At 52.2% G+C, this 6077-nt stretch carries 7 protein-coding genes; 1 reads left to right on the top strand and 6 read right to left on the bottom strand.

Features of this window, described 5'->3' with window-relative positions; translation table 11 throughout:
- Nucleotides 1–161: 161 nt before the first annotated feature.
- The 5 genes from ACR0JF_RS23095 to ACR0JF_RS23075 are packed head-to-tail and all read right to left on the bottom strand — an operon-like array spanning nt 162 to nt 4956.
- On the bottom strand, nt 162–920 hold the full coding sequence (locus ACR0JF_RS23095; protein WP_010442231.1) for an SDR family NAD(P)-dependent oxidoreductase: 759 nt from the start codon (nt 918–920) through the stop codon (nt 162–164).
- Between the two features lie 18 nt (nt 921–938).
- Nucleotides 939–1760 carry an ABC transporter permease gene (locus ACR0JF_RS23090; protein ID WP_010442232.1) on the bottom strand — a complete coding sequence of 274 codons (822 nt, stop codon included), beginning with the start codon at nt 1758–1760 and terminating at the stop codon, nt 939–941.
- A 7-nt stretch (nt 1761–1767) separates the two neighbouring features.
- Entirely contained in the window at nt 1768–2619 is an 852-nt protein-coding gene (locus tag ACR0JF_RS23085) for an ABC transporter permease (protein WP_010442233.1), read from the bottom strand.
- 38 nt (nt 2620–2657) lie between these two features.
- Nucleotides 2658–3821: an ABC transporter substrate-binding protein gene (locus ACR0JF_RS23080; RefSeq protein WP_093962198.1), complete on the bottom strand. Its 1164-nt coding sequence runs from the start codon at nt 3819–3821 to the stop codon at nt 2658–2660.
- Nucleotides 3822–3855: 34 nt separating this feature from the next.
- The gene (locus tag ACR0JF_RS23075) at nt 3856–4956 is read right to left on the bottom strand and encodes an ABC transporter ATP-binding protein (RefSeq protein WP_480670068.1); all 1101 of its coding nucleotides are present in this window, start codon (nt 4954–4956) and stop codon (nt 3856–3858) included.
- Nucleotides 4957–5109: 153 nt separating this feature from the next.
- On the opposite strand from ACR0JF_RS23075, the gene ACR0JF_RS23070 reads away from it, so the two are divergent.
- On the top strand, nt 5110–5877 hold the full coding sequence (locus ACR0JF_RS23070) for a helix-turn-helix transcriptional regulator (RefSeq protein ID WP_480670066.1): 768 nt from the start codon (nt 5110–5112) through the stop codon (nt 5875–5877).
- Here ACR0JF_RS23070 and ACR0JF_RS23065 read toward each other — a convergent pair.
- On the bottom strand, nt 5858–6077 hold a 220-nt coding region (locus ACR0JF_RS23065; protein ID WP_480670064.1), incomplete at its 5' end, for a hypothetical protein. The two genes, ACR0JF_RS23070 and ACR0JF_RS23065, sit on opposite strands and share 20 nt — an antisense overlap.

Raw genomic sequence — 6077 nt, 5'->3', positions numbered from 1 at the left:
TAAGAACACAGCGAAGAGGGTCACATCCTTCGGATACTGCGCGCCTTTGAAAGAGATCATAAAAACTGACTTTCGACTTCAATATTTCGATATCCATTCACTCGAAGCACTTATGAGCGTCAACGGTCAAAAGTTTGCAACAGATCCGGTCTAACCCATCACTAAATGCATTCACCGCCATCGATAACCAAGGCTTGCCCCGTCATAAAAGCGGATTCATCTGAAGCTAAATAGACGATCCCATGGCCAATCTCTTCAACTGTCGCCCACCGACTCATAGGGATCGCCTGCTCGATGTAGCTTTCCAGTTTGGCACGGCCACCCATCTGCTTTTCGAAGCCTGCATTGAAGGGGGTGTCTACAAATCCTGGACAAAGGGCATTGAAACGGATTGCATGGACAGCGTAGTCGGCTGCCATCTGCCGGACCATCGCAACAGCTGCGTGCTTTGTAGTCGCATAGGCGATCATACCCCGGTCGTATTGAACCCCCGAATTGGAGGCCGTGACGATCACGCTGCCTCCACCTTGTGATTTCATATGGGGGACGGCTGCGCGCGCGGCAATGAAGTGAGCGCGGACATTCAATGCCCAAGAAGCATCCATTCCATCTGGTTCCACTTCTTCCAGCGTTCCTTCGATCTGCAACCCAGCATGAGAGTGCAACACGTCAAGCCGACCGAAGTTTTTTACTGCTTCGTCTATGGCTTTGGTAAGGGCATCGTCATCGGTCACATCAAGCTGTATGGCAGATGCTTGATTTCCCTGCGCAACGATCGCGGCCACAGTGGCTTCAGCAAGTGTTGCATCGCGATCGGTTACCACAACATTCGCACCCTCTTGTGCCATTGCCATTGAACCCGCCCGACCAATTCCTGATCCCGCGCCCGTAACGAGCGCGACCTTACCTGCAAGCCGCATGTCACTTGGCTCCTTTATTTAATTATTCGATTTTGAGGCGCCTCGGCGCAAAAGCAGCTGCGCTGCTACGAGCAACAAGAGCGACGCGCCCATAACCATAGTGCCGATGGCATTGATCTCGGGTGTTACGCCGCGCCGGATGGATGAGAATATGTAGATTGGCAGGGTTGTTTCTGAGCCAGCTACGAAGAACGCGATGATGAAATCATCAAATGAGAAAGTGAAGCTGAGCAGGAAGCCTGCCAAAATTGCCGGTGCTATCAACGGCAGGGTCACCTGTCGAAAGGTGCCCCAGGGCGTCGCAAAGAGGTCAGCCGAAGCTTCCATGAGCGCGCGGTCCATACCCGATAGCCTTGCACGTACGATGATTATGACCAGCGCCATTGTGAACATGGTGTGTGCGGCGACAAGCGTGGGCATCCCCATGGAAAGTTGCGGGGGATTTGCTCCATCGGGCCATAGGCTTGCAAGAAGCGGGTTTAGCCAGCCGAATACAGTGACCAGGGCAATGAGTGTCGCGATGCCGATGACGATACCGGGTATCATTATCGCAATATAAATCATCGCATCAAACAAAGTTCGGAGCCATCCCTTAACCCCTTGTAAAGCGATGGCCGCCATGGTTCCGAGAGTGGATGCGAGGCAAGCAGTTATGAATGCCGCAAGCAGACTGGTCTCGAGCGCGTCCATTACAAATGGGTTGTTCAGCGCTTTACCATACCATTGGGTCGAGAACCCCATGAACTGGCTTGCGTGTCGTCCGGCATTAAAGCTGAAAAGCGCGATGATGCCGATTGGAATATAGAGAAAAAGGTAGACGCAAATCGCGTATAAGCGCATCGGACCCTCACATCAGCGAGACATCTTGGCGCTGGCCACCCAGGCGCGAGATGAATTTCATGTAAATTGAGACAGTGACAAGCATTACGACAACCAAAGTCATTGCGACCGCCGATCCGTACGCCCAGTTCCGAGACTGCAGGAACAGGTCCACCAGCGCATTTCCGACGAAAAAGACCTTTCCGCCGCCCAAGATCGCTGGGATCAGAAACTCGCCCATCAGCAAGATGAAGACCAGCATGCAGCCAGTTGCGATACCAGGTACCGACAAAGGAAGTGTCACCTGACGGAACGTACGCCATGGGGTAGAGCCGAGATCAGCCGATGCTTCCAGAAGGCGTTTATCCAGTTTGTCTAAGCTTACAAAAATCGGGAAAACCATCAGAGGTAGATACCCATAGACAATCCCGACAAGCACAGCGAACGGCGTATTTATCAGGCGGATATCATCGATGCCGATCGACTCCAGTAAAGCGGGCAAGCCACGCCCCCCAAGGATGAAAATCCAAGCGTATGACCGGATCAGGATCGATGTCCAGAACGGCACGATCACTAGGATCAACAGCGAAGTTCTCCACTTTGGTGAACAACGCACTGCAAGAAAGTAGGCGAGCGGGTAGGCAATTACCAACGCAGCGATAGTCCCCAGTGGTGCAAGGATCAAAGTGTTCTTAAACGCCGTCCATCGCGCAGGAAGGTTGGCATATTGTTCCAAAGTGAACGCTGGAACGTAGCCTCCGGCGGCACCCCGTTCGCCAAAGGAAAAGACGAAGACGACCAGCAGAGGAAGGGCTAGCATTACCAAAAGCCATATTCCTGCTGGAGCCAGCAACAGTGCTTTTCTGCCTCGTTCGGTCATTTTGTCCTCGTCTTTTCCGATATTGGCGACCTTGGCGCTTAGGCCGACTTGAAGCGGGCGAGCAACTCGGCACGGTTTGGATCTGTTAGTGTAGCTGCCGCGCCGAACTCGAGTGCATTCAGAAGGTCAGCTGCCGGATAAAGGATCGGATCTTCCAGTAGTTCCTTCGGCAGCAACGCATTGGTGCGAGCATCAGCCGATGGATAGCCGTGAGCGAGGACTTCTTTCGCATTAACTTCCGGGTTCAGCAGGAAGTCGATCAAGGCATAAGCGGCATCCATATGGGGTGCGCCCTTAGGAATGGCGTAGTAGTCGGACCAGAGTTCACCGCCCTCAGTTCCCAGAACGTAGGCGATTTCAGGCATGTCGACATTCATCTGCTTGCCGTCACCTGTCCAGCACATCGTCATCCAGGCGTCACCGTTACGCATCGGTGGCTGATAATCCGACGAGATTGCAAACAGATGCGGTTTGGCATCCAGCAACAATTTCTCGGCATCCGCCAGTTCCTTCTCATCGACCGAGTTGAAGGAGTAGCCGAAGTATTTCAGTGCATTACCGATGGTGGTGAGTTGGTAATCATGCACCATTGTCCGGCCTGAGTAACCTTCCATAGTAAGGTCCCAGAACTCTTTCCATGTGGTTGGAGTCGGAGCGCCGTCAAGCTTGCTGGTGTTCACTGCAAAGCCAGTCGTGCCCCAGTTTTTTGGGACCGCGTAAAGCTGGCCATCGACAGAACCGGCATCGGAAAAGCGCTGTTCGAATGAACCTGCGTCGTAGTTTGGCAGTTTGGACGTATCGAGCGGGATGATCAGATCTTCACCCACATACGTAGTGATCGTGTAGTTGGTTGGAACGAAAACGTCCCAGCCAGACCCTCCAGCCTGAAGTTTTGCCAACATCTCTTCGTTCGAGCCAAAAACATTGACCTGAACATGGGCGCCAGTGGCTTCCGTGAAGGCTTCGAAGTTCATCTCGTCATGGTAGTTCGGCCATGTGGCAAGGATCACTCGGTCGCCAATGTCCCCGGCAGCAAATGCCGGGCGTGGACGCAACCCAGGAATGGCCGTGCCCAGAACGGCCGTTGCCATCCCAAGACCTGTCACGCCTAAGAAATGTCGCCGTGTAACCGAACCCTTTTGGTACCGGCGAAGCTCTTCCATGAACTTTTGCTTGGAAATAGTCCCATTATCCTTGGTCATTGTGAACCTCTCTGTTGTTGGATTGCGGGATTTGTTATTTTTCCAGGATCAGCAGTGCGCCTTCGCCCCATGAAACAAAGGCCTGCTCTCCTGCATTGAACGTCCCCTCGTTCAATTCCGCTTGCCTTGGCACAAGTACATGGAAATCACCCAGTGCTTCATTGCGCGCAAGGTATTCTGTGTGCTCCCCAAGGAAGATCCGATTTTGAATGGTAACTGGCAGAGCGATTTCAGCTGTGGGTAGCGCGCGGGTCAGCGTGATCTGTTCAGGACGGATACTAACGCACACTTCCTGCCCTGCATCTATTGGAATCTCCGGAGTTTCGTGCACCTTTTGGCCACTCGCTAAACGCACAGTGATTTGGTCGGCTGCTGAGTCAGTCACAGTTGCATCAAAGAAATTAGAGGTGCCTACAAATCCAGCCACGTAGCGGCTGCGGGGCATGTCATAGAGTTCGCGTGGGCTGCCAACCTGCACAATACTGCCGCCTTCCATCACACAAATTCGGTCGGACATTGAAAGCGCTTCTTCTTGGTCGTGCGTGACGAGGACAAAAGTTATTCCCAGTTGTCGTTGCAGGTTCTGCAGTTCAAACTGCATTTCTTTTCGAAGCTTTCGATCCAGAGCAGCCATTGGTTCATCAAGCAGCAAAAGCTTGGGCTCGTTTACGATCGCACGCGCCAAAGCGACGCGTTGCTGCTGACCACCAGACATCTCCCAGATGCGACGTGGGCCAAACCCACCAAGACGGACAGTTTCCAGCGCTTGCTCAACCTTTGTCGCGATTGTTTGTTTGTCTACGCGTGGTCGTTGTTGGCGCAGGCCGTACGCGATGTTGTCGAACACGCTTAGGTGAGGAAAAAGAGCATAGTGCTGAAACACCATGTTGACTGGGCGATGGTGCGCATCCAAGTCGTTGACGACTTCTCCATCGAGCAACACCTGACCTTCGGTAGGCTTCTCGAAACCTGCCAACATTCTAAGCGCAGTGGTTTTGCCGCAACCAGATGGGCCTAAGAACGACAGGAACTCTCCTTTCCCAATGGAAAGATTCAGGTCTTTGGCGGCGACCACATTCCCGAAGGTCTTGGTCACTCCTCGGAGTTCCGCAATCGTCTGCATGGTGACGCTCATGTCAAAGCTCATATACTGCCGTTTTCCTTATGCTTGATTTTTTGGCATTTGTTGGCATACCACTCAAACAAGGAAAAAGTAACAATAACTCGGAATAACTGTATATACCACAATTGGGGTATAGAGGTGCTTTTCGAAAATCTGGAGCGACGTGTGTACGATTGGATGGAAGAGGCCGGCAGGGTCGTGGAGAAGATCGGAACCCCAGAATTTCCATGTGCTTTGGCAGATGGCTTACGGCAGGTCGCACCATTTGATTTTACGGTGGTGTTTGGCCATGTCGGAACCGAAGCACCAATAGACATTCACGACGATTTCCCCAAAAGCAAACGGCGTATTTTTGTTGAGGATTACCAAGCCGGGCCCTACGTACTTGATCCATTTTTTTTGGCCGCGACAAAACCAATAACACCGGGTCTGTACCGCATGCGCGATATCGCACCGGACAGGTTCTATCAGGGCGAATACTATCGCAGCTATTACAAAAGGACTGGGTTAGCAGAGGAGATTGGCTACTTTATCGATATCCCAGGCGCTGGGATGGTTGTGGTCTCGCTCATGCGAGCAGAGAAGCCTTTTTCCGCCAAGGAAATTCGTCATTTGCAAGCTCTATGGCCGCTCGTTCGGGCAGCCTGTTGCAAACATTGGAGTGACTTTCCAACGATGACCCGCGGCGCCGCAGCGAATGGCGTTAGTCGTCGCGTCGATCTTGCTTTCCAGGCATTTGGCGATGGCGTTCTGACGCCACGAGAAAGAGAAGTCGTTGAGTTCACGTTGAAGGGTCATTCGGCAGAAGCTGTCGGCACAATTCTCGGCATCTCTCCAGGCACAGTCCGCATCCACAGACGCAACATCTACGCGAAACTTAGGATCAATTCGCAGGGTGAGCTTTTTTCAAAGTTCATTGAAAAGGCACTTTAAAAGGTTCCTTGAACACCCACTTTGGGCTGACTGCGGTTCTTTGGAGTAAAAATGGATCTGTTGCAAACTTTTGACCGTTGACGCTCATAAGTGCTTCGAGTGAATGGATATCGAAATATTGAAATCGAAAGTCAGTTTTTATGATCTCTTTCAAAGGCGCGCAGTATCCGAAGGATGTGATCCTCTTCGCTGTGTTCTTC

Source organism: Ruegeria sp. BG11, from assembly GCF_056538565.1.
Note: the sequence above shows the minus strand (reverse complement) of the source record. Positions and strands in the feature narration are given on the sequence as shown.